This window comes from Pseudonocardia kunmingensis (assembly GCF_006716445.1).
GTDB lineage: Bacteria > Actinomycetota > Actinomycetes > Mycobacteriales > Pseudonocardiaceae > Pseudonocardia > Pseudonocardia kunmingensis.
The window spans coordinates 782,078-802,389 of the sequence record NZ_VFPA01000003.1 but is presented as its reverse complement, the minus strand read 5'-3'; the positions used below and the strand labels follow the sequence as shown (position 1 = coordinate 802,389).

20 protein-coding genes, 1 tRNA gene and 2 pseudogenes are annotated in these 20,312 nt (G+C 73.9%); 11 read left to right on the top strand and 12 right to left on the bottom strand.

Going from position 1 to position 20,312, the window contains the following annotated elements:
• Positions 1-2 precede the first annotated feature (2 nt).
• A complete protein-coding gene (locus tag FB558_RS26675) occupies positions 3-458 on the bottom strand; it encodes a nitroreductase family deazaflavin-dependent oxidoreductase (protein WP_142057951.1) in 456 nt (151 codons plus the stop codon).
• 43 nt (positions 459-501) lie between these two features.
• Entirely contained in the window at positions 502-1,650 is a 1,149-nt protein-coding gene (locus tag FB558_RS26670) for a cytochrome P450 (RefSeq protein WP_211366859.1), read from the bottom strand.
• Positions 1,651-1,703: 53 nt separating this feature from the next.
• On the opposite strand from FB558_RS26670, the gene FB558_RS26665 reads away from it, so the two are divergent.
• From FB558_RS26665 to FB558_RS26655, 3 genes are all read left to right on the top strand, one after another.
• On the top strand, positions 1,704-2,078 hold the full coding sequence (locus tag FB558_RS26665; RefSeq protein ID WP_142057948.1) for an MmcQ/YjbR family DNA-binding protein: 375 nt from the start codon (positions 1,704-1,706) through the stop codon (positions 2,076-2,078).
• 10 nt (positions 2,079-2,088) lie between these two features.
• Positions 2,089-2,490 (top strand): VOC family protein, encoded by a 402-nt coding sequence (locus tag FB558_RS26660; RefSeq protein WP_142057946.1) that lies wholly within the window; start codon positions 2,089-2,091, stop codon positions 2,488-2,490.
• A 767-nt stretch (positions 2,491-3,257) separates the two neighbouring features.
• Positions 3,258-3,659 carry a hypothetical protein gene (locus tag FB558_RS26655; protein WP_142057945.1) on the top strand — a complete coding sequence of 134 codons (402 nt, stop codon included), beginning with the start codon at positions 3,258-3,260 and terminating at the stop codon, positions 3,657-3,659.
• Between the two features lie 159 nt (positions 3,660-3,818).
• Here the strand turns inward: FB558_RS26655 and FB558_RS26650 are convergent, their stop codons facing one another.
• From FB558_RS26650 to FB558_RS26635, 4 genes are all read right to left on the bottom strand, one after another.
• The gene (locus tag FB558_RS26650) at positions 3,819-4,277 is read right to left on the bottom strand and encodes an NUDIX domain-containing protein (RefSeq protein ID WP_142057943.1); all 459 of its coding nucleotides are present in this window, start codon (positions 4,275-4,277) and stop codon (positions 3,819-3,821) included.
• A 62-nt stretch (positions 4,278-4,339) separates the two neighbouring features.
• Positions 4,340-4,678, bottom strand: a complete 339-nt coding sequence (locus tag FB558_RS26645; RefSeq protein WP_142057941.1) for an ArsR/SmtB family transcription factor — start codon at positions 4,676-4,678, stop codon at positions 4,340-4,342.
• Positions 4,675-5,172, bottom strand: a complete 498-nt coding sequence (locus FB558_RS26640; RefSeq protein ID WP_170231536.1) for an SRPBCC domain-containing protein — start codon at positions 5,170-5,172, stop codon at positions 4,675-4,677. Before FB558_RS26640 ends, FB558_RS26645 begins: the two co-directional genes overlap by 4 nt.
• Before the next feature lie 91 nt (positions 5,173-5,263).
• Entirely contained in the window at positions 5,264-5,833 is a 570-nt protein-coding gene (locus FB558_RS26635) for a TetR/AcrR family transcriptional regulator (RefSeq protein ID WP_142057939.1), read from the bottom strand.
• A gap of 116 nt (positions 5,834-5,949) precedes the next feature.
• Between FB558_RS26635 and FB558_RS26630 the strand changes: the two genes are divergently transcribed.
• Positions 5,950-6,981, top strand: coding sequence for an aldo/keto reductase (locus FB558_RS26630; RefSeq protein WP_142057937.1), 1,032 nt, complete (start codon positions 5,950-5,952; stop codon positions 6,979-6,981).
• Between the two features lie 600 nt (positions 6,982-7,581).
• On the opposite strand, the gene FB558_RS45785 is transcribed toward FB558_RS26630, so the two are convergent.
• Positions 7,582-8,529, bottom strand: a complete 948-nt coding sequence (locus FB558_RS45785) for a cold-shock protein (protein WP_142057935.1) — start codon at positions 8,527-8,529, stop codon at positions 7,582-7,584.
• 337 nt (positions 8,530-8,866) lie between these two features.
• Positions 8,867-8,940 (bottom strand) — tRNA-Arg (locus tag FB558_RS26620).
• A 535-nt stretch (positions 8,941-9,475) separates the two neighbouring features.
• Between FB558_RS26620 and FB558_RS44770 the strand changes: the two are divergent.
• Positions 9,476-9,709: pseudogene (locus FB558_RS44770) on the top strand (response regulator); the annotation flags it as partial.
• 194 nt (positions 9,710-9,903) lie between these two features.
• Positions 9,904-10,113: pseudogene (locus FB558_RS44765) on the top strand (LuxR C-terminal-related transcriptional regulator); the annotation flags it as partial.
• Here FB558_RS44765 and FB558_RS26610 read toward each other — a convergent pair.
• Positions 10,091-11,026, bottom strand: a complete 936-nt coding sequence (locus FB558_RS26610; RefSeq protein WP_142057933.1) for a cyclase family protein — start codon at positions 11,024-11,026, stop codon at positions 10,091-10,093. The pseudogene FB558_RS44765 and the gene FB558_RS26610 overlap by 23 nt on opposite strands.
• A 216-nt stretch (positions 11,027-11,242) precedes the next feature.
• Between FB558_RS26610 and FB558_RS26605 the strand changes: the two genes are divergently transcribed.
• From FB558_RS26605 to FB558_RS26595, 3 genes are read left to right on the top strand one after another with little or no spacing between them, the layout of a single operon-like run.
• Positions 11,243-11,848, top strand: a complete 606-nt coding sequence (locus FB558_RS26605; RefSeq protein WP_142057931.1) for a TetR/AcrR family transcriptional regulator — start codon at positions 11,243-11,245, stop codon at positions 11,846-11,848.
• Positions 11,845-12,714: an alpha/beta fold hydrolase gene (locus FB558_RS26600; RefSeq protein WP_142057929.1), complete on the top strand. Its 870-nt coding sequence runs from the start codon at positions 11,845-11,847 to the stop codon at positions 12,712-12,714. The genes FB558_RS26605 and FB558_RS26600 overlap by 4 nt, the downstream gene beginning before the upstream one ends.
• A 6-nt stretch (positions 12,715-12,720) precedes the next feature.
• The gene (locus tag FB558_RS26595; RefSeq protein WP_142057927.1) at positions 12,721-13,386 is read left to right on the top strand and encodes a GOLPH3/VPS74 family protein; all 666 of its coding nucleotides are present in this window, start codon (positions 12,721-12,723) and stop codon (positions 13,384-13,386) included.
• Between the two features lie 3 nt (positions 13,387-13,389).
• Here FB558_RS26595 and FB558_RS26590 read toward each other — a convergent pair whose 3' ends face one another.
• On the bottom strand, positions 13,390-14,265 hold the full coding sequence (locus FB558_RS26590) for a serine/threonine-protein kinase (protein WP_142057925.1): 876 nt from the start codon (positions 14,263-14,265) through the stop codon (positions 13,390-13,392).
• Between the two features lie 17 nt (positions 14,266-14,282).
• Positions 14,283-16,082: an N-6 DNA methylase gene (locus FB558_RS26585; protein WP_142057923.1), complete on the bottom strand. Its 1,800-nt coding sequence runs from the start codon at positions 16,080-16,082 to the stop codon at positions 14,283-14,285.
• Between the two features lie 66 nt (positions 16,083-16,148).
• Between FB558_RS26585 and FB558_RS26580 the strand changes: the two genes are divergently transcribed.
• Entirely contained in the window at positions 16,149-16,943 is a 795-nt protein-coding gene (locus FB558_RS26580; protein ID WP_142057921.1) for a PP2C family protein-serine/threonine phosphatase, read from the top strand.
• A gap of 16 nt (positions 16,944-16,959) precedes the next feature.
• Here FB558_RS26580 and FB558_RS26575 read toward each other — a convergent pair whose 3' ends face one another.
• On the bottom strand, positions 16,960-17,655 hold the full coding sequence (locus FB558_RS26575; RefSeq protein ID WP_246106840.1) for a methyltransferase domain-containing protein: 696 nt from the start codon (positions 17,653-17,655) through the stop codon (positions 16,960-16,962).
• An 84-nt stretch (positions 17,656-17,739) separates the two neighbouring features.
• Between FB558_RS26575 and FB558_RS26570 the strand changes: the two genes are divergently transcribed.
• Entirely contained in the window at positions 17,740-19,980 is a 2,241-nt protein-coding gene (locus FB558_RS26570) for a bifunctional copper resistance protein CopD/cytochrome c oxidase assembly protein (RefSeq protein WP_142057917.1), read from the top strand.
• Positions 19,981-20,312: the final 332 nt, after the last annotated feature.

Below are 20,312 nucleotides of genomic sequence, written 5' to 3'. Positions count from 1 at the left end.
GGTCAGGCCGGTTCGACGCGGAACACCGCGATCCGTTCGGCGGCGGCGGCGACCGCCTCGGCCGTCGGGGCCGCCGCGAGCCCGGTGGTCACGTAGCGCTCGGCGGCGCTGCGCGGCTGGGTTTCCACGACCTCGCGGAGCAGGGGGCGCCGCTCCTCCACCGGCACCTCGACCAGTCGTGCGACGGACGCGCGACGGCCCCTCGTCAGCGTGACGGTGCCGGCCGCGCGCACGTTGGCCACCCATGCGGCGTTCGGGAAGGCCTGCACGATGTAGCGGCGCCCGGACAACGGGAGCACGGCGATCGGGAAGGTGCGGGGTCGGCCGCTGCGCCGCCCCGTGACGGTCAGCAGCTCCATCGGCCCGAACGCGATGCCGATGCGCTGGAGGCCGGTGACGACCTTGTTGATCCTGTTGACCGTTCGACGGTAGCTCTGCGCGGATGCTCGTTGTGACATGCTCGCAGTATAATACGAATCTCGTATCGTACGAGTTACGGTTTTAAGCCCATCGGGCGTGCAGCGCCTGCGGCTTGCGGAAGACCAGGCCCGACGGGGCGACCGGCTGCCGGTCGTCGAGCGCGAGGTCCGGCAGGGCGGAGAGCACGGTCCGCACGCCGATCACCGTCTCGAGCCGGGCCAGGTCCATCGCGGGGCAGAAGTGCGGGCCGTGGGCGAAGGCGAGGTGCTGGCGGGCGTTGACGCGGTGCGGGTCGAAGGCGTCGGGGTCGGGGAACGTCGCGGGATCGCGGTTGGCCGCGGCCAGCGACACCGTCACCGGGTCGCCGCCGCGGATCGGTGCGCCGCCGAGAGTGGTGTCGGTGGTCGCGTAGCGGTCGACGACGGAGGCCGCGGGTTCGAGCCGCAGCGACTCCTCCACGGCGTTCGGCAGCAGCCCGGGATCGGCCCGCACCTCGGCGAGCCGTTCGGGACGGCGCAGCAGGTGCCAGAGCAGGTTGAGGATCATGCCCTCGGTGGTCTCGATGCCGCCGAACAGCAGGACCGCCGCGTTGGAGACGACGGCGCCGGTCTCCAGGCCCGCGGCCACCGCCTCGGCGAGCAGTGAGTCGCCGTCGAGCCCGGCGTGCACCTGCCGGGCGAGCGCGTCGAACGCCGCCGGTGCCGCCGGCGGCACCGCGCCGCCGGCCGTCACCTCGGACACCGCGGAGACGAACGTCGAGTACCACCGCAGGACGGTGGCGGTGTCGATCTCGGGGAGGCCCAGCGCCTCGGCCACGACGCGGACCGCGAGCGGCCCGGCGAACGCGGCGCGCAGCTCGGCGTGACCCGCCGGCGCCATCGCGGCCACCAGCTCCTCGGCGTGCGCCGTGATCCGCGGCGCGAAGCGCTGCGCCACCTGGGCGGGCCGGAACGGGCCTGCGAACGGCTTGCGCGCGGCCGCGTGCGCCGGCCCGTCGAGCGACAGCATGCTCGGCCCCACCACCTGCGCGGTGGAGAAGCGGGGATCGTCGACGGTGAACGTGCGCGCGTCCCGCAGGACCTGCAGGGCCGCGTCCCGGCCGGTCACCAGCCAGCAGCCGAGCTCGGGGACCCACGACACCGGCTCGGTGGCGCGCAGCCGGGCCAGTGCGGGGTGCGGGTCGGCGGCGAGCTCGGCGCGGGTGACGGTCGCGCCCACGGGGAAGGCCACGACGCCGCAGCGTATGCCCGCCGGTGTCGGACGGGGGCGCTAGCGTGACCCGCGTGACCCCGGAGGAGCTGAGAGCGGCCTGCCTGGCGTTCGCGGGTGCGGGCGAGGAGTTCCCGTTCGACGAGTCGACCAGCGTGTTCAAGGTGGCGGGCAAGATCTTCGCCTTGGGCCGGCTCGACGGTCTCCCGCTGCGGGTGAGCCTCAAGTGCGACCCGGACCTGGCCGTGCAGCTGCGGATGAGCCATCCGGCGGTCACCGCGGGGTACCACCTGAACAAGCGGCACTGGAACACCGTCCTGCTCGACGGTTCGGTGCCCGACGACCTGGTGCGGGAGATTATCGAGGACTCCTACGACCTCGTGGTCGCCCGGCTGCCGAAGGCGCAGCGCGAGCGGCTGGGCTGGGTGGCGCTGAGCCGGGGGGAGTGAGCGCAGCACGATGGGTGGCACGGCGTTCCTGCAGCTCGTCACGATCGTCGTCCGGGACTACGACGAGGCGATCCGCTTCTTCGTCGACGCGCTCGGCTTCGACCTCGCCGAGGACTCCCCGGCGTCGACGGACGACGGGCGCCCGAAGCGGTGGGTGGTCGTCCGGCCGCCGGGTGCCGGGACCGGCCTCCTGCTCGCCCGCGCCGACGGCCCGGAGCAGGATGCGGCCGTGGGGAACCAGGTGGCCGGCCGCGTCGGGTTCTTCCTCGAGGTGAGCGACTTCGACGCGGCGCACAGCCGAATGCGCGCCGCCGGCGTCGAGTTCCTGACCGAGCCCCGCGACGAACCGTACGGGCGGGTGGCGGTCTTCCTCGACGTCGCCGGGAACCGGTGGGACCTGCTGTCGCGCTGACAGGCGACGCACAGCCGCCGCACAGGTTCCGTTCCTCGCGTCGAGCGGGTCGGTGCCAGTACCGGAGGCGTGATGGGATTCGAGCGACGGCGCGAGCGCGCGGCGACCTACGAGGCCGCGTCCTGCCCCGGCCCGACGAGGAGGTCGTCGACCAGGGACCGGGACGGCCGTCCGGACGAACGGCACTCTCGTCGGTACCTAGCCGACGAACGTGCCGTTCGTCACGCGAAACGTTCTCGTCCCCACAGGCCTGGGCCACGTCGGGGACGGCCGCCCGCCCGGACACAATATTCGGTATCGACCGGCCATGATCAGCAGGAGTGGTGTGAGGGCGACAGATCTGTCGCCGTGACACCACTCCTGGCGATCGCCCTTCAGGAGTGCGGTCGCGGGGACCTGGGGTGCGCGCAACCGCCGGCCTCCGTGTGATCGAGCCGGCGAACACGTGTCGTCGACGCGCGCATCACGCCACCGGGGGCCGACGCGCCCCTCGGCGTCCGTGACGGCGCGCTCCCGTCCGGGTGATGGATCGTCACGCTCGGTGGTGGCCGTGGCCGAGATCGGCGGCGGGGCCGGGGTGCAGCATTCTCGAAAGAAGGCGTAACCAATCGCGGAGTAATCGACACACACGATAGGAGTAGTCGGTTTGTCTCGCCGCGGTGGCGCTGGATACCTTTTCCGTAGTCAGCGAAGCTCCCCGTTCGTACGCGCTGACTCTGAAGGGAATCGGCTCCGGTCGACCCCGATCCCTCGACAGGAGATGAACTGTGCTGAAGAAGGCTGGAATCGTTGTGGCCGCGGCCGCTGCTGGTCTGCTCGCGGTGAGCCCGCTCGCCTTCGCCGGTGACGGCGACGACGACCACGGCAGCAAGACGAAGGTCGAGGACGTCAACAGCATCGACGGCTCGGCCAGCGGCGGCCTGCTCAACCTGGGCGGCAACAACGTCACCGCTCCGGTCAACGCCTGTGGCAACCACGTGCCGGTGAACGTCCTGGGCGTCCAGGTGCCGCTCAACGGCACCACCGTCCTCGCCGAGCTGTCGGGCGCGGCGAGCGGCCTGATCGGTGGCGAGTCGGAGTCCGAGAGCGAGAACTCCGGCGACAACACGATCGACGACTCCTGCAAGGCGGCAGGCGACGCGGGCGACAGCGCCGAGATCGACGACTGATCTGTCGGGATCGACCGGAACGGCGTCGGGCCTTCGGGCCCGGCGCCGTTCCCGTGTTTCGCCCGCCGGTATCCGTGGACCGGACGGTCGCACACACCTCCCGCACCTGGCACACACGTCCTGGCATGTGTGCGGGGTTGTCGGGATGTGTGCGACGCGTCATGGCGGGTCGCCGTGCTCGAGGTAGACGGTGTCGTCGGCAATGGACCGGAGTGCGGACCGGATGCGCCGGGACAGGCGGGGGATCAGGTGGTCGTCGAAATCGTCCGGGTCCACCCACTGCCAGCGGTCGATCTCCTCGCCGTCGACGGCGATACGACCCTCGTCGGCTCCGAGCGGCCCACAGTCGAACAGGAACAGCAGCTTGTCGCCGTCGCGGTCGTTGGGCGCCCAGTCGACGGCGATGAGGCGTTGCGGCACGCGATCGAGGTCCAGTTCCTCGCGGAGCTCGCGGCGGCACGCCGCGGCCGGGGACTCGCCGGGCTCGACGCAGCCGCCGGGGACCTCCCAGGTGTCCTTGTAGGTCGGGTGCACCAGCAGTACGCGGCCCCGGTCGTCGACGAAGAGCGCTCCGGCGGCGACGCGCGGGGTGGCGACGCCGGCCTCGGGGAATCCCATACCGGCACCGTACGAGCGGTGCGCCTCGGGCCGCACCAGCACAACCCGAGGCGCACCGCCGGTCAGGGCCGGGTGGAGGGATGCGGATCGGGCTCCTCGGCCAGTTCCTTGATCCGCAGCAGGCGCGTCTCCCAGGAGCGGCCGATCCGCTCGAGCTCCCGGGCCAGCGCGCCCAGCCGGGCCCCGACCGCGACGTAGACGACCTCGCGACCGCGCTGCTCGGACTCGACCAGCCCGACCTCGCGCAGCACCTCCAGGTGCTTGCCGATCGCCTGACGGCTCACCGGCAGCACCTTGGCCAGCGCGGACGCCGACATCGGGCCCTCGCCGAGGCGGGTGAGGATCTCCCAGCGCGTCGTGTCACCGAGCGCGGCGCACACGGTGGGAAGGGCGGCGGTCACGGCTGCGTCGTCGGGACGGCCGCGTCCTCCTCGACGAACGCCTTCGCGGCCTCGAGCTCGGTCAGCCAGCCCTTGTCGTTGCCCTCGCGCTCCTTCAGCCACACGGCGGGGTCCTCGGCGAGGCCGGAGAACCCGGTCTCGACGACGCGGAGGGTCACGCCGCCCGCACGCTCGTCGATCCAGAACTCGACCAGCGTGGAGCCCGTCGACTCGCCGCGGGACGGGGTCCCGATCCAGCGGAACGCGGCGTAGCGCGGCTCGTCCAGCTCCACCGTGCGGAACCGGAACTCGCCGAGCGACGGGTGGCGCACCACGGCCACCTCGCCCTCGTAGCGCAGGTCCGGCTCGGCCTCGACCACGCCGTCGTTGATGTACCAGCCGGGCCGGGTGACCAGCTGCCACACCCGCTCGGCCGGGGCGTCGATGTCGATCTGTCGGGCGATGCGGTCGAGCTCGTCCAGCTCCGGCTGGGTGTACGTGGTGGTGTTGTTCACGGCTTCCTCCTCGAGTTTCCTGCAACCAGAGGATTGCACACGGCTGCTTCACGTGCAACCTCGCTGTTGCAGAAATCTGGAGGTTGGCCGCTCAGGGCGCGAACAGGCCGTCGACCAGTACGCCGACGATCCGCCGGCCCTGCTCGCAGCCCCGTCCGGGCACGGGCTGGCACAGCTGGGCGATCGCGTGCAGGAGGTCCTCGGCGTCGATGTCGTCGCGGATCGCGCCCGCGGCTGCGGCGGCGTCGAGCAGTGCGGAGAGGGTGGGGCCGAGCCGTTGCACGAAGTAGTCGGGCAGTCCGGCGAACGCCGGGTCGCCCGAGTGCAGGGCCGAGGCGAGTCCGCGTTTGGTGCCGAGCAGTTCGGTGTAGCGGTCGACCCACCGCCTCAGCGCATCCGCCGGTGTGCAGGTGGCCGCCAGTTCCGGGCCGGCGTCGGCGACGGCGTCGATCCCGCTCTGCACCACGGCCTTCACCAAATCCGAGCGCTGCGGGAAGTGCCGGTACAGCGTGCCGACCCCGACGCCGGCCAGGTCGGTGATCACCTTCGCCGGGGCGTCCACGCCCGCGGTGTCGAAGACGGTCCGTGCGGCCTCGAGTAGGGCGTCGACGTTGCGTCGCGCGTCGGCGCGGGGCCGACGGGGTGCAGGGTGCCGGGTCACCGTGGTAACACCTCCGCTTGCGTAACCGGAAAGCTCTTCCGTATAGTTCCGGAAAGCTATTCCGCTTACGGTACGGCACTCCGGCCGCGCCGACCAGCACGAAGGGGAGAGCTCCCATGCGGTACCGCACCCTCGGACGGACCGGGATCCAGGTCAGTCCCTACGCGCTCGGCGCGCTGATGTTCGCGACCTCCATGGGCAACGACCCCGCGGACTCGGCCCGGGTCATCCACAAGGCGCTCGACGCCGGCATCAACGTCATCGACACCGCCGACGCCTACGGCGACTCCGAGGAGGTGGTCGGCAGAGCGTTGGAGGGGCGCCGGGACGGCGTCGTGCTCGCCACCAAGTTCGGCCGCCCCACCGGGCAGGACCCCAACCACCAGGGGGCCTCGCGACGCTGGATCGTCACGGCCGTCGAGAACTCGCTGCGGCGGCTGCGGACCGATCACATCGACCTCTACCAGCTGCACCGTCCCGACCCCTCCACCGACGTCGAGGAGACCCTCGCCGCGCTGACGGACCTGGTCCGCAGCGGGAAGGTCCGCGCGATCGGCGCCTCCGGGACGCCCGCCCCCGCCATCGTCGAGGCGCAGTGGGTGGCGCAACGGCGCGGCCTCGCGGGGTTCCACACCGAGCAGCCCGTCTACTCGATCCTCAACCGCGGCATCGAGCGCGAGGTCCTGCCCACCACCCAGCGGTTCGGCATGGGCACCCTGGTCTGGGGCCCACTCGGGCAGGGGCTGCTCACCGGCCGCGTCCGTCGCGACCACAACGACCTGAAGCGCGCCGGGCTGGTCCGGCACCTCACCGACGAGCGCCGCCTCGCGGTGGTCGAGGAGCTCGTGCCCCTCGCCGCCGAGGCGGGCCTGCCCATGACCCACCTCGCGATGGCGTTCACCACCGCCCACCCCGGCGTCACCTGCGCGCTCCTCGGGGCGCGGACCGAGCAGCACCTCGACGACCTGCTCGCCGGCGTGGAGGTCACCCTCTCCGACGACGTGCTCGACCGCATCGACGAGATCGTCCCGCCCGGTACCGACGTCGGCGTCCTCGACCAGAGCTACCGGCCGCCTGCCCTCGAGGAGGCGAGCCTGCGACGCCTGCAGGCTCCCATCCGGACGAACGGCACTCTCGTCGGTACCTAGCCGACGAAAGTGCCGTTCGTCATGCGAATCCTGCTTCCGGAGCCCTTAAGCCAGCCGTCCCACCGCGCGCGACCGCAATCGGCAACAGGCTCCGACGGCAGCGGTCACATCGGCGCCTCCCCATCCGTCAACGGCATGACGGACCACAACCGGAGCCTGCAACCGGATGGCGAGTTGCATGCCGCGCGACGGCCGCCGCGCGGGCGTGGAGGACCGGCGAAGGGTGTGATCCGAGGGTGGCGGGCCGGTCGGGGTTCTCTCCGACGTTGGCGATGGCCCGTGAGACGGCGGCTTCGTTCTCGGGATCGAGCGCGGAGCCGGCCTCGCCGACGAGCACGATGCGCGCCCTCGTGCCGACCTGCCCCTTGACTGCGGCCCCGAACGCATTGTTGCTCGCAGTCCAGGAGAGCTGCCCTTGCGCACCGTGCGTTCCAGTGACTCTCGGTGGAGCAGCGGAGGTCGATCGACACGGGCCCCCGTCACCACGAGGGAGATCGATCTCCTGGGGCGGGCTGCCAGCCGCGTTGCTGACGGCACCGTCGACGGGGATGAACGAGCACTCTCGTCGGGAAGTGATCAGCCGTCGGTGGGGCCGCCTCTTCAGAGGCGTTCGACGCGGTCGGCCTGCGGGCCCCGGTCGCTCTGACGCACCGCGTACCGGACCCGGTCACCCTTCTGCAGCGGCTCCGACCCCATGATCACGGACACGTGGACGAAGAGATCGTCGCCGCCTGCGTCCGGGGTGATGAAACCGAAGCCGCGGTCGCCGTCGTAGCGCGCGACGACGCCCTCGCCACCTCGTGCGGGCACGTCCCGCGTCGGCGGCCCTGCGGCCGCGGCAGGTGCCGACCGCTGCGGCGCCGTCTGGGGCTCGGCGCCCCGGACCAGGTGCACGTCGCGGGCCTGCGGGCCCTTGTCTCCACTAGCCACCTCGTAGGCGACGCGGTCGCCCTCCGTGAGCCACGTCAGCCCCTCGGCCAGGGCCCGGGCGTGAACGAAGACGTCCCCGGCGCCGGAGTCGGGGTTGATGAAGCCGAATCCCTTGTCCTCGTCGTACCAGGCCACCGTGCCGTCGGCTCCGTCCGCGGTGCCGGCCGCAGCGGGTAGGCCTGCCCCCGCTCCCAGCGGGATCACGTGCGCGGCCTGCGGGCCGCGCTCGCCCTCGACGACCAGGAAGGCCACCCGCTGCCCCTCGGTGACCACGCCGCCGGTCACGATGGCGGAGCTGTGCACGAAGATGTCGGCGCCGCCGCCGTCGGGCGACGCGAAGCCGTACCCCTTGCCCGGCTCGTACCAGTTGACGGTGCCGAGCAGGCCCACGGCGCTGCCGGTGGCCGCGTCGGCGGTGACGCGAACGCGCAACGCCTGGGGACCGCGGTCGTTCTCGCCGACCTCGAACTCGACGGCCTGGCCCTCGCGGAGCACTTTCGCGCCGCCGTCCCCGACGATCTCGGATGCGTGCACGAACACGTCCGGCGAGCCGTCCTCGGGCGCGAGGAAGCCGAAACCCCGTTCGGCGTCGAACCAACGGACGGTTCCCTGCGGCATCGAAGGCTCCAGGTCGGGAGGGCGGGCACTGGCCCCAGTCTCCCCGACGGACCTCGCGGTCCGTTGCGCCGGGCCCACAGGCGGGCGGTGCGTGGCCAAGGGCGGGCCGTCGGTCCAGCACGGCGGCGTCGGACAGCTCGTCGAGCACGGGTCGGTGCAGGCGGTCCCACACACGCCGGCGTCCTGCCAGGCGCGCAGGCGCGGGCAGGACCTCGCTCCTCCCGCGGGCGCGCCGTCAGGGCCATGTGGCGGCGGTCATACATCGACGGTCGAGAGGCTCGCACCACGTAGCGCCACGAGGCTCTTGATCAAGCGCCGCGCAATGCTCTGACCTGCGTGCCCCCGGCAGGACTCGAACCTGCGACCTAGAGATTAGAAGGCTCTTGCTCTATCCAGCTGAGCTACGAGGGCGGGCGGCCGCAGGCGGCCGTGGCCACGAGCTTAGTGGGCTCCTCCGCGACCCGTGTGGGTGAGCGTCACCTCGCGTTCTGGCCGATCGTCCGGGCCGGCTGAGCGGTCAGGGGGCAGCGATGCGCATGCGGCCTGCCGACGGCCCCGGGGTGGCCGGAGCGCGCTGAACGGCGCGGGCGTCGTCGTCACCGTGAGCCACCGGTGGACGCCAGGTCGCGATCCTGACGATGAGCGCTCGCGCCGGCCGGCCCGGCGAGGCACCGGCAGGTCGGGTGTCCGGGCGACGTGATCGGCGTACGCGGCGCCAGAACCGCACCGCTGCGTCTCTGCGACCGCAGACGCTGATCAAGCCGGTGGCACCGCCGCCCACCCACGTCGTCGGCTGTTCTGCGCACCCGGCCGCCCGCGGTCGGCAACGGGCCATGATCTGCGGTATCGGGTGCTGATGGCTGTGTCCACGACCATGAGCAACCGAAACCGGCAATCATGACCCGGACTCGCCGACGACGAGCCCCTCTTCGCCGCCGGGCTCGCGATGGTCCTCGACGCCCAGCCCGACATGCGAATCCTCTGGCAGGCCGTCGACGGCGCGGACGCGATCCGCCGACACCGGCGTGTGCAACCCGACGTGCTCCTGCTCGACATCCAGATGCCGGGCACCGACGGGCTCGCCGTCACCCGGCAGCTCGTCGCCGGTGGCACGCCCAGCCGGATCGTCGTCCTCACCAGGTTCGACGCTGCCGAGTACGTACGCACCGCCGTCGAGGCCGGCGCCGCCGGGTTCCTCCTGAAGAACACGCCGCCCACCCCGCTCATCGAGGCCATCCGCACCGTCCACCGCGGCGACGCCGTCCTCTCACCGGGCCCACCCGCCGGCTCTTCGCGAGCTACCGCCGCAGGCCACCCGGCAATGAGCAGGCACGGGAGCCAGGAGGTGACCCGCCCGCCGACCTCACCGCGCGGGAACGCGACGTGCTCACACTCGTCGCCGAAGGGCTCACGAACTCCGAGATCTGCGACCGCCTCTGGCTGTTCATGCCCACGGTCAAGACGCACATCGCCAACTCGCGAAGACCCGCTCCCGCGACCGCGTCCAGCTCGTCCTCCACGCCCTCAGGACCGGGGTCGCGACCATCGACGGGTGAGCCGGTCAGAACGTGGCGATCGGGTTGACCGGGCTGCCGGACGTGCCGGCGAAGCGGACCGGCGCAACGGCGAGCTGGAAGTCCCACTGGCCGAGCTCGGCGGCGGTGGTCGCGCACACCTCGAGGTCGCAGTTGTCGAGCAGCCACAGGCCCATCGCGACGAGGCCCACGGCGTGAACCGGCATCAACACGTCGTCGTACCCCGACGGCTGGACGTCCTGGGGCGTGTCGGAGCCGATCAGCGCGACCTCCCGTTCGTGCAGCCACGGCAGGCAGGACGCGTGCCAGCCGGTCTGCGTGAAGCCGTGCGCCACACCGGCCTCGTGGCGGACGCGGCCGTGGCCGGTCCGCAGCAGCACGGCATCGCCGGGCCGCACCCGCACACCCTGGCGACGCTCGGCCTCCTCGAGATCGTCGGGGAACACTCCCTGCCCCGGTTCCAACCACGGCACGTCGCGGACCCGCGCGACGTCCAGCAGGACACCACGCGTGACGATCCCGCTCGCCGCCGCCGTGACGGCCGCCCACGCCGATCCCGTGGCGGGGTCGACCAGCGAGTGCGAGCGCCCGTTGTACATCGTGCCGTCCCAGAAGAGGTGGCAGGGCGAGTCGACGTGGGTGACGGTGTTGCCGTGGAACGAGATGCCGAGCCGCTCGGACGAGAAGCCCCAGCGCCGGTCGGCGTGGAACGCGGCAGGCATGTTCTCGGCGCCCGGCATCTCGGCCGCGCACGGGCACGCCGTCGTCGACCGTTCCATCTCACCCGGCACGGCGATCTCCCAGGCGCACGACACGCTCCTGCCGTGGCGCACGGCCCGCGACGCCGCCAGCCGGACGTCGTCGGTGATGTGGTTCAGCGTGCCGAGCTCGTCGTCGTCACCCCACCGCCCCCAGTTCGACAGCGTGTCGAAGTACCCGAGCACGTCGTCCTGCGTCGGCATCGATCGTCCTGGCGTCATCCCAGCATCGACTCCTCCGGTCACGCGGTTCGAGGCACGCTATAGCAGCCCTCCGCCTCTGACCGATCGGTCAGGTAACCTACCTCTCGGTCAGGGAGGTGGCGATGATCGGCGCACCGGGTCTCACCACGCGCTGCGGCGACGTGCTCGCGGTCGACGACATGCGGGTCGGGGCGATCGCCCTCCGGCGGAGCCGCGATGTCTGAGCGGCCCCGCACGTTCACGGAGGAGGCGCGGCGGCGCCAGATCGTCGAGTGCACGATCGCGCTCGTCGCCGAGCGCGGGCCGGCGGCCGCGTCGCTGTCGGCCATCGCGGCCCGCGCCGGCATCTCGAAGGCGGCCGTGCTCTACCACTTCTCGACGAAGGACGCGGTCCTCGACGCCACCGCCCGCCACGTCATGACCTCGTTCGCCGCGGCGGTGGGGGAGCGGGTCGACGCGGCCGACGGCCCGGAGGCGATGCTCGTCGCGTTCCTCCGCGGCGCCGTCGGCCACCTGCGCGCCCACCCGGCGCAGGTGCGCGTGCTCGTCGAAGGCCTGGTGCGCGACCGGGACGACGCGCGGGAGCTGGCGCCGGGCTCGCCTGCGGGGACGAGCCGCCGGCAGGGCGTGGCGTCGATCCTGGAGGCGGGGCAGCGCGCGGGGGTGTTCCGCGCGTTCGACCCCCACGCGGTCGCGGTGATGATCAACGGTGCCCTGGACGGCCTCGTCGCGGAGTGGGTCGGCGACCAGGGGTTCGACCTGGCCGGGGCGGCCGAGGAACTGGAGCGCTGCGTGCTGCCGGCCGTGCGGGCCGCGCCGTGATCGGGCACTTCGCCGACGCCGCGGCGCAGGCGCGGTTCGACGATGCCTACGCCCGCGCGCTCGCGCGGCTGCCCGAGCCCGCCGCCGTCCACGACGTGCCCACGGCGTTCGGCCGCGTGCGCGTCCGCCGGTTCGGGACCGACGGGCGCGTCCCGCTGCTCCTGCTCCCGGGCCGCTCGGGAAGCACCGCCATGTGGGAGCCGAACCTGGCCGCGTGGGCCGCGGAGCGCAGCGTCCACGCCGTGGACGTGCTCGGCGAGGCCGGCTCCAGCGTGCAGGAGCGACCGATCCGCGACGCCGACGACCAGGCCGCGTGGCTCGCGGCCACCCTCTCCGGGCTCGGGCTGGAGCGGGCGCACCTCGTCGGTGCCTCGTTCGGCGGGTGGCTCGCGGTCAACCTCGCCCTGCGGGACACGAGGGCCATCGCGTCGCTGAGCCTGATCGACCCGGCGTGCGTCTTCGGGCGCATCCCGGTGCGGATGGTCCTCGCGTCGCTCGCCGCGCTCCCGGCGTCGCCGGAGTGGCTGCGCGACCGGATGCTGAGCTGGATCTCCGGCGGCGTGCCGGTCGACGACGAGCCGATCGCGCGGCTGATCGCGACCGCGATGCGGGAGTACCGCCTCGGCGTGCCCCCGCCGGCCTACCCCCGCGACGACGCCCTGCGCGGCCTGCACGTGCCGACGCTCGCGCTGATCGCCGGGCGCAGCCGGGTCCACCACGCGCCACGGGCGCTCGCCCGCGCCCGCCTGCTCCCCGACGTGCAGGCGGAGCTGTGGCCCGCGGCATCCCACGCGATCTCCGGCGAGCGCGCCCGCGAGGTGAACGCGCGGGTGCTGGAGTTCGTGACCGGTGTCGAGGGAAGGTAGGGACCCATGACGACCATCACCGAGGACCTCGTCCTGCTGCTGCTCGACCCCGGGTCCGGACGTGCGGTCGTGGACGGCACCTCGCTCGACCGCGCGATCGGCGGGGCGCTCCTGCTGGACCTCGCGCTGCGCGAGCGGATCTCCGCCGACGGCGACGGCGCGAAGGCGCGGCTGCGCGTCCTCGACCCCGCCCCGACCGGTGACGCGCTGCTCGACGAGGCCGCCTCGCGGCTCGCCGGCAACCCGGTGCGCGCGCAGAAGGCGGTGGAGCGGCTCGCTCGGCGGACCCGCACGCCCGTGCTGGAACGGCTCGTGGAGCGCGGGGTGGTGCGGCGCGAGTCGTCCCGCATCCTCGGTGTCTTCCCGTCCACCACCTGGCCGTCGACGGACGGGGCGGGGAAGGAGCTGCGCGGGCGGATCGCCGCGGTGCTGCGGGACGGGGCGCGGCCCGACCAGCACGTGGCCCTGCTGATCTCGCTGGTGCACGCCGTCAAGGCCGAGCACAAGGTCGTCGACGGGCCGCGGCGGCAGCTGCGCGCCCGCGCCGCGGAGGTCGCGGAGGGCGACTGGGCCGGCGTCGCGGTGCGCAAGGCCGTGCAGGCGGTGCAGACCAGCGTCATGGCCGCGGTGACGGCGTCCACGGTCGCGGCGAGCTCGTCGAGCGGTTCCTGACGCTCAGGGCGTGCGGCTCCAGACGCCTGCGTAGCGCCGTCCCGGTCCGGCGTCCGGGGCGAGGAACCCCGGCAGGGGCGGCAGGTCGACGGCGAGGGGCGCGAGCCGGTCGTGCAGCACCGCGGCGTCGGCCGGGCGGTCGGTCGGGTCCTTGGCGAGCAGGTCCTGCACCAGCCGGTCCAGCGCAGCCGGCGCCGCGGGCAACGGCGCGGGTGGCTCGCGCACCTGCCGCTCGAAGATCGTGAACGCGGTGCCGCCACCGAACAGCTGTACGCCGGTGAGCAACTCGTGCAGCACGCAACCCAGCGCGTACAGGTCGGTGCGGGCGTCGGCCACGCCGTGCTGGATCTGCTCGGGCGCCATGTAGGACGGCGAGCCGAACATCTGGCCCATCCGCGTGAAGCGGACGGCTCCGGCGAGCACCGCCAGCCCGAAGTCGAGCACGACCACACCGCCGTCCGGGCGCAGCATCAGGTTGGACGGGGTGAGATCGCGGTGCACGATCGACAGCTCGTGCGCGGCCGTCAGCACGGCCGCGGCCTGGGCCCCGATCGCGGCCACCCACGCGGGCGGGAGCGGCCCGTGCTCGGCGACGACGTCGGCCACCGTGACGCCGTCGACGAACTGCATCACCTGGAACAACCGGTGCTCGTGCGTCCCCAGGTCGTAGAGGATGGGTGCGCCGGGGTGCTCCAGCCGCGCGAGGATCCGCGCCTCCCGCACGAACCGGCGGCGCTGCTCGTCCGAGCCCGACGGGAGGTGCAGGAACTTGACGGCGACGCGCCGCCCGAGGTGGGTGTCGAGGCCGTGGTGGACCGCGCCCATCCCGCCGCGCCCCACCGGGAGGTCCTCGATCTCGTAGCGATCGGCGATGAGCAACGTCCCCTCCTGCTCCCTCACCCGGGGCGCAGCCAGCCTTCCACGAGCCCCTCACCGCCGAGCCGCAGCAGGGTCTCCGCCCGCTCCGCCGCGGCGCGCGCGGTGTCGGCGGCGTCGAGCAGACCGCGGAACGCCGCACCCAACGCACGCTGCTCGGCGATCGGCAGGAGCCGGACGCGCACCCGCTGGCCGTGCCGGCTGGAGGCGCCGGTCGGCGCGGGCGCCGCGCGGAGGGTGCCGGCGAGGTACTCCGGGTCCAGCTGCTCGGGGTCGAGGCGGTAGGCGGTGAGGCCCGGGCCGAGGACGGCGGCGCGGTCGGCGACCCGGGCCCGGCCCATCGGCGCACCGACGACGTCACCCGGCCGCACCCGCACCCGGCCGGCAGCCGTGCTCGTTCGGCCGGTCGCAACGGTGCCGGTGGCGAGGTCGGAGACGGTCAGCACAGGGACGGTGCCCTCGTCCGCCGCGTCGGCGTCGCGCGCGGCGTGGCGCACGGTCAGCATCCCGCGGCGGGCCAGCTCGCCGACGGTGACGGCTGCGGTCCCCTCGTGCGCGCCGTTGCTGACGCGCAGGTCCGGGGTGCCTGCCGGGGCGTTCGCGAGGAGCTCGGCCACCCGGGGCCCGGCATCGGCCGGTGCCCGGCGGTGCAGGTGCCGCTCGGGGCTGAGGTCGACCTCGTCGTCGAGCAGCTCGACCACTCCGACCGCGCGCGCACCCGTGCCCGTCGGCCGCCCGGAGGCGAAGCGCTCCCACAGCTCCGCCGCGGCGTCCGGCGCGGTGCGGGCGAGCAGGAGCTCGGACGGGACCGGCTCGCCGGGCAGCGGCCTGCGCAGCACCCAGACGTCCGCGGCGCGCGCCTCGTCCTCGATGGTGAGGACGGCGCGCAGCGCGCCGGCGCGCAGCAGGTTGGCCCGGATGCGCCGGCCGGGGCGGCGGGAGGTGACGGCCGCGGGCAACCGCAGCACGACGCGCCCGCCGGGACGCACGCGGGCGAGGCCGTGCTGCACCCAGGCCAGCTCCGGTTCGGTGCGGGGCGGCAGGCCGTGGGCGAACCGCGGGTCACCGACGAGGGCGTCGTGCGGCCAGCCGCGCTCGGTGACGGGCGGCGCGGACACCACCGCGTCGAACTCCGCACCGGCGAACGCGTCGCGACGCAGGGCGTCGCCGAGCGCGACCGGTGCGCTCCGGGCTCCGGCGAGCAGCAGCCGGGAGGCGGCGATGCACGCCGCGGCCGGATCGGTCTCCTGCCCGCGGGCGCCGCCCGCCCCTGCGACCAGCAGCAGGCCACCGGTGCCGCAGGCGGGGTCGACGACGCGGCCGCCGCCGTCGGGCAGCGCGATGCGGGTCATGGCAGTGGCGAGCGCGTCCGACGGCCGGCCCGCCCCGCGCTGGTGGCGGCCGCACAGGTCCTCGAAGGCGGCCGCAGGCCCTGCGGTCGCCGCCACCTCGTCGAGCAGCGCCGCGAGCTCGGGGTCGTCGACCGCGGGGGCGTCCTCGGGCAGGAGCTGCAGGAGGTCCGGTGCGTGCCGGGCGAGCAGGTGGGCGCCGGCGGCGGCGAGCCGGTGCGGGAGGAGCAGCTCGGGGCCGTCGGAGAGCAGGTGCTGCCAGGCCCGGTCGGCGGGCGAGAGCCGGTAGCGCTTCCCGTTGCGGCGCAGCCACGCCTCGACGTCGGCCAGCGCGAACCGGGGGTTCGAGGAGGTCCCGGACACCGGCGCGGGGAAGTCGTCGTAGCGTCTGCGCCAGTTGCTGACGGCAGCGCGGCCGACGCGACCCAGCCGGGCGATGTCACCCGTGCTGACGGTCGTGTCCCCGGCCACGCTGCTGAAACTAGTTCACGACCCCCACCGTTGTGAAGCGTGTTCACAACATGAGAGGGTGGCATCATGTCACCGACGCTGCGCTCCGCGGCCGGCTCCGACGTCGGCCGCCGCAGGGAGACCAACCAGGACTCCGCCGTCACCACCCCGCGGATGCTGGCCGTGGCGGACGGGATGGGCGGGCACGCCCACGGCGAGGTGGCGAGCATGGTCGCCGTCACCGCCCTGCTCGACCTGGATGCGCAGCTGCGCGGCAGCGACCTCGGGGAGCTCGATCTGCTCGCCGCCTTGCGCGGGGCGGTCGAGGACGCGGCGGCCCGGCTCACCGACATGGCGGAGCAGGACCCCGACCTGCGCGGCACGGGCACCACGGTGGTGGCGTTCCTCGTCGACGGCACGCGGATCGGCGTGCTGCACCTCGGCGACTCGCGGGCGTACCTGCTGCGCGACGGCGAGCTGCGCCGGCTCACGCACGACCACACCCTCGTGCAGTCGCTCGTCGACGAGGGCCGGATCTCCGAGGCGGAGGCGGCCACGCACCCGCGTCGCTCCTGGCTGGTGAAGACCCTGCAGGACAGCAGCAGTCCCGAGCCGGACCTGTTCGCGCTCGAGGGCAGTCCCGGTGACCGCTACCTGATCTGCTCCGACGGGGTCACGGCCGTGCTCGCCGACCCGCAGCTGCACGAGGTCCTCGCCGCGGCCGCGGACCCCGCGGCCGCGGTGGCGCAGCTCATCGAGCACGCCAACGCGGGCGGCGGGCCGGACAACATCACCTGCATCGTCGCCGACCTGCTCGAGGACGCCGAGCGCGCCGACGACACTCCCGTGGTCGTCGGCGCCGCGGCCACCACCGACGACTGACGCGCGGCCGGGAGCCTCAGCGGCGCGCGACCAGCCTGCGCAGCGGCACCGGGAGCGTCCGGCCCGGTCCCGCCCGGCGCACGAGTCCCTCCTCGGCCCGCCGGGCGACGGCGTCGGGGAGCTCTGGCCACAGACCCGCGCGCGGGAGGTCGGACGCCAGCGCGCGAGCCGTGCCCGCGTCGGGCAGGGGGAGGGTGAACGCCGCGCGGTCGTCGCCCAGCACGGCGAAGTCCGCCGCGGCGAGCAGCCAGCCCGCGCCGTCCAGCGCCGATCGGTTCGTCCACCCGCCGCGGTGGACGCGGCCGAGGACCGGAGCCCACCGCAGTTCCGCGATCGAGCGCGGGCTCGCCGCCGGGACGACGACGACGAGGGTGCCGCTCGGCCGGAGGACGCGCCGCAGCTCGGCGAAGGCGGTGTCGACGTCGGGCAGCCGGGGGAGGGCGAGGAGCAGCACCGCGCCGTCGACGGCGTCGTCCCGCAGCGGCAGCGCGGTCGGGGTCCCCGTGACCAGCCCGTACCCCGGCACGGACCCGACGCCCACCCAGCGGTCGCCGAACTCGCCGGCCAGCGCCGGGGCGCCGCAGCCGAGCTCGAGCACGCGTCGCGCACCGGCGAGCGGGGACGCGGCCCACGCAGGCGGCCGGCTCCCGTCCGGAGCGGTCGCGGTGCGCAGCAGCCGCACGGCGGCCGCCGGGTCGTCCTCGGCCGGCATCTCCACGGGCGGCAGTCTGGCAGCGCTGCCCCGGCCGCCCGCGGCGAGCATCCGCGCGCTGCGCGAACGGCTTAGCCTGGGAGCATGGCGCACGCGACCGTCGAGCCCGCCCCGCCGCCGCCCGGTCGGCCGACCGCGGGGGTGGCGAGCGTCGCGGGCCTGGGCGCCCTGGTCGCCGTGCTCGTCGCAGGCGGGCTGACAGCCCTGTCGGGAGCCTCGCCCGCCGAGGCGCTGGGGCTGCCCGACCCGGGCGTGCTCACGACCGTGGGCCTGCCCGCGGTGCGCGCGTTCGCCGAGGTCTGCATGGCCCTGACGATCGGCTCGGTGCTGCTCGCGGCGTTCCTCGTGCCCCCGCAGCGGTCGGGCTACCTCGACGTGGCGGGCTACCGGGCACTGCGGGCCGGGTCGTGGACCGCCGCGGGCTGGGCGGCCGGCGCGCTGCTCATGGTGCCGCTGAGCCTGGCGGACACGTTGGGCAGGCCGGTCGGGCAGGTGCTCGATCCGGGGCTCGTCCTGGACCTGCTGCCCCGGGTGGCCGGCGCGACCACGTGGACGTTGACCGCGCTGGTCGCCGTGCTCGTGCTCGTCGGTTGTCGCACCGTCCTCACCTGGGGGTGGACGGTCGTGCTGTTCGCCATCGCGCTCGCGGGCCCGCTGCCCGTGACGTTCACCGGCCACTCGGCGAGCGGCGGAGCGCACGACATCGCCACCGACAGCCTCGTCCTGCACGTCCTCGCGGCCTGCCTCTGGGTCGGCGGGCTGGTCGCGGTGCTGACGCAGGCCGCGGCGCGCGGGCCGGACCGGGCCACCGCGCTGGCGACGGCGGTGCCGCGCTACTCCCGGCTGGCCCTCGCCTGCTGGCTGGTGCTGGCGGTCACGGGCACGGTGAACGCACTGGTCCGGATCCCGTTGTGGGCCCTCGTCGGCTCCACCTACGGCGCGCTCGTGCTGGCCAAGGCGGCCGCACTGGTCGCGCTCGGCGTGCTGGGCGCGGTGCACCGCCGCGCGTCGGTCCCAGCCGCGGCACGGGGTGATGCGGGCGCGCTGCTGCGCCTCGGCGGCGTCGAGGTCCTCCTGATGCTCGCGACGATGGGCCTGGCGGTCGCGCTGGGCCGCACCCCCACCCCGGACACGGGCGCGGGCGTGCCCTCCCGCGTCGAGACGCTGATCGGCTACGACCTCGCGGGGCCGCCCACGCTCGCGCGGCTCGCCCTCGACTGGCGCTTCGACCTGGTCTTCGGCACGGCCGCGCTCGTGCTCGCGGCCGCGTACCTGCTCGGCGTGCGCCGGCTGCGGCGGCGCGGTGACGCGTGGGCGCCGGGCCGCACGGCGGCGTGGCTGCTCGGGTGCGCCACCCTGCTCGTCGCGACGAGCTCCGGCCTGGGGCGCTACGGACCGGCCATGTTCAGCGTGCACATGGGCCAACACATGATCCTCGGGATGCTCACCCCGATCCTGCTGGTGCTCGGCGCCCCGGTGACGCTGGCGCTGCGGGCGCTGCCCGCCACGGGACGCGCCGCGCCTCCGGGGCCGCGCGAGTGGCTGCTCGCGGGCGTGCACTCCCCGCTCGCGCGGTGGCTGACCCACCCGCTCGTGGCGCTGGCGCTGTTCGTCGGGAGCTACTACGCCCTGTACTTCTCGGGTCTGTTCCCCGCTGCGCTGCCCGAGCACTGGGCGCACAAGGTGATGAACCTGCACTTCCTGCTGGTCGGGGCGCTGTTCTTCTGGCCGATCGTCGGTGTCGACCCCGCGCCGCGCCGCCTGCCACCCGCCGCGCGGATGGGCCTGGTGTTCGCGTCGGTGCCGTTCCACGCCTTCTTCGGGGTGGCCGTGATGAGCGCGAACACCGCGTTCGGCGGGGACTTCTACCGGAGCCTGGCCCTGCCCTGGGTGCCCGACGTGCTGCGCGACCAGCAGCTGGGCGGCGGCCTGGCATGGGCTGCGGGCGAGGTGCCGCTCCTGCTGGTGGTCCTCGCACTGCTCGTCCAGTGGTCGCGCCAGGACGAACGGTCGGCGCGACGCGCTGATCGACATGCCGAGACGCACGGCGATGCCGACCTGGATGCCTACAACGCGATGCTCCGCCGCCTGGCGACGGAGAAGGCGCCGTTCGTCGCGGAGGGCGACGAAATCCGCGATGAGGCAGGTCACACGGAAGAGGTGCGTGGAGACGCCGCAGCGCCGGGTGAACGGGGGACGACCGGCGGGACAACAGCGGTCGTCGCAGGTCAGCGGCCGGACGGTGGTGCCGATGAGCGTGCCGGAACCGCCGCGGAGCGCCGACCGTTCGTCGCGCCGAGGGACCGCCGCGACGACGGTGAGTGACATCCAGAGGCGCGTTTGGGCAGGTCAGGGCCACAACGGGGGGCCGGTTTGACGGGCTGTCAACCCCTCGCGTAACTTTCTCGTTGTCAGCGAGACACCGGACAGAACGAAGGCCTCACCGCCTCGGTCAACAGGGCCCGCTGACCGCCCTCCACGGGGGCCCCCGGATCCGCAAGGAGCCGGCGGGTGTACAGTGGAGGAACAAGCCCCAGAAGATGCCTAACGGCAGACGATGGTGTGCGGGTGTCTCTTGAGAGCTCAACAGTGTGTCGAGCTTTATCATGAATTGGTTTATGCCAGTTTGTTTTAGCCGAGACCCCGTCTCGGTTTTG

Excerpts from the sequence above, each read along its gene's own strand:
- FB558_RS26675 (WP_142057951.1), bottom strand. The coding sequence starts at position 458 with ATGTCACAACGAGCATCCGCGCAGAGCTACCGTCGAACGGTCAACAGG.
- FB558_RS26660 (WP_142057946.1), top strand. The coding sequence starts at position 2,089 with ATGGGTGGCACGGCGTTCCTGCAGCTCGTCACGATCGTCGTCCGGGAC.
- FB558_RS26650 (WP_142057943.1), bottom strand. The coding sequence starts at position 4,277 with ATGGGATTCCCCGAGGCCGGCGTCGCCACCCCGCGCGTCGCCGCCGGA.
- FB558_RS26630 (WP_142057937.1), top strand. The coding sequence starts at position 5,950 with ATGCGGTACCGCACCCTCGGACGGACCGGGATCCAGGTCAGTCCCTAC.
- FB558_RS45785 (WP_142057935.1), bottom strand. The coding sequence starts at position 8,529 with ATGCCGCAGGGAACCGTCCGTTGGTTCGACGCCGAACGGGGTTTCGGC.
- FB558_RS26610 (WP_142057933.1), bottom strand. The coding sequence starts at position 11,026 with ATGCCGACGCAGGACGACGTGCTCGGGTACTTCGACACGCTGTCGAAC.
- FB558_RS26605 (WP_142057931.1), top strand. The coding sequence starts at position 11,243 with ATGTCTGAGCGGCCCCGCACGTTCACGGAGGAGGCGCGGCGGCGCCAG.
- FB558_RS26595 (WP_142057927.1), top strand. The coding sequence starts at position 12,721 with ATGACGACCATCACCGAGGACCTCGTCCTGCTGCTGCTCGACCCCGGG.
- FB558_RS26580 (WP_142057921.1), top strand. The coding sequence starts at position 16,149 with ATGTCACCGACGCTGCGCTCCGCGGCCGGCTCCGACGTCGGCCGCCGC.
- FB558_RS26575 (WP_246106840.1), bottom strand. The coding sequence starts at position 17,655 with ATGCCGGCCGAGGACGACCCGGCGGCCGCCGTGCGGCTGCTGCGCACC.
- FB558_RS26570 (WP_142057917.1), top strand. The coding sequence starts at position 17,740 with ATGGCGCACGCGACCGTCGAGCCCGCCCCGCCGCCGCCCGGTCGGCCG.